Source organism: Petrotoga halophila DSM 16923 (genome assembly GCF_002924615.1).
On the sequence record NZ_JALY01000007.1, the window covers coordinates 1 to 1,688 of the forward strand.

At 35.0% G+C, this 1,688-nt stretch carries 2 protein-coding genes and 1 pseudogene; 1 reads left to right on the plus strand and 2 read right to left on the minus strand.

The window, feature by feature from the left end; all coding sequences use genetic code 11:
* Positions 1–316 (plus strand): annotated as a pseudogene (locus tag AA81_RS00280) (hypothetical protein); the annotation flags it as partial.
* An 8-nt stretch (positions 317–324) separates the two neighbouring features.
* Here the strand turns inward: AA81_RS00280 and AA81_RS00285 are convergent.
* The gene (locus AA81_RS00285; protein ID WP_103078294.1) at positions 325–777 is read right to left on the minus strand and encodes an RrF2 family transcriptional regulator; all 453 of its coding nucleotides are present in this window, start codon (positions 775–777) and stop codon (positions 325–327) included.
* 71 nt (positions 778–848) lie between these two features.
* On the minus strand, positions 849–1,688 hold an 840-nt coding region (locus AA81_RS00290), incomplete at its 5' end, for a class I fructose-bisphosphate aldolase (RefSeq protein ID WP_103897854.1).

A 1,688-nucleotide genomic window follows, 5' to 3' on the forward strand; every position in this document is an offset into this window, starting at 1 on the left:
GCCAAAGTTAATAAATAAAAGGTGTGAAAATGTGTTTTTTATTGGTAACGAAAAAGAGTGTGAAAATTTTCTGTTTAATTGCGATGTTGTAAAGCTAGGGGAAAAAGGGGCTAAATGGGGTGAAAAAATAGTATCATTATCTGGCAAAAAAACGCCATATGGAATCGGTATGGGTGACGTGTTTGATACAGTCTTAATAGACGGAATTTTGAATAATTTAGAAAAAGAACAAATTCTACATAATGCTGTGAACGCTACTCAAAGAATTTCGGAATACTTAGGTGCTTACAACAAAATTATCAATATGAAGTATTAATAATTGTTCTATTGACTTTTAGCCGCTAAAGCTTCCTTCTTTTTCCCGTATTCTATCACGTCTTTTAAAGTAATGTTAGATAACTCGTTAAATATTGCATCTTGTACCCTTCTCCAGACAAACTCTACGGGACAATTATTTTGATTTTCACATTCACCTTCGGAAATACAATCGTAAGAGCTCAACGGCACTTCTAAGACTTCTACAATTTCTGAAAGATTGATTTCTTCAGGTGCTTTTGTAAAATAAAATCCTCCAAATTTGCCTTTTTCTGAAGCAACTATTTTAGTTTTTTTTAATTCGGCAAATATTTTTGCCAAAAATTCTTGTGAAATACCCGAACTTTCCGCAATCTTCGAGATTGAGATTTTGCTGTTTTTCTCTTCTTTGTTTCTACTCTGAAGTTTATACATTTCATACAAACCACGTATAGCATAACAGCTCTTTATTGTTAACGACATAAAACTCCCCGCCTTTATTCTTGTTTTATAAACAATCCCCTTTCCCTTAAACTCCTATATTCAATCTTTTTTTAAGCAACTGTGATTTCATTGCAGAGATAAACATCTTGTATGGCATTCAATATTTCTATTCCTTCTTTCATTGGTTTTTGAAACGCCTTTCGTCCACTTATAAGTCCCATGCCTCCAGCTCTTTTATTGATAACAGCGGTTTTTACAGCGTTAGCTAAATCATTTTCTCCTGAAGGTCCTCCGGAATTAATCAATCCAATTCTTCCCATATAATTGTTAACAACTTGGTATCGGGCCAAATCAATTGGATGATCTGAGACTAAGTCTGTATACATTTTTTTGCTGAATTTTCCGTATTTTTCTTCTTCGTTTAATGCTGTATAACCTCCGTTTATTTGAGGCAATTTTTGTTTAACTATATCGGCTTCTATCGTAACCCCTAAGTGATTTGCCTGTCCTGTTAAATCAGCACTTACGTGATAATCTTTCCCGTTTCTTACAAACGCATTGTTTCTCAAATATGCCCATAATACTGTTGCCATGCCTAATTCATGTGCCTCATGAAAAGCTTTACTGATTTCAACTATCTGCCTATCACTTTCCTTGGAACCAAAGTATATAGTTGCTCCGATAGCCGTAGCCCCCAATTCAAATGCTTGCTTCACGTTGGCAAAGAGTATTTGATCATAAGTATTAGGATAAGTTAAAAGTTCATTGTGGTTAATTTTTACGATAAACGGTATCTTATGAGCATACTTTCTAGCCACACTTCCTAAAACCCCTAGAGTAGAAGCAACCGCATTACAGCCACCTTCAATAGCTAATTTTACGATATTTTCAGGATCAAAATAGATGGGATTGGGAGCAAAGGAGGCACCCGCCGAATGTTCTATTCCTTG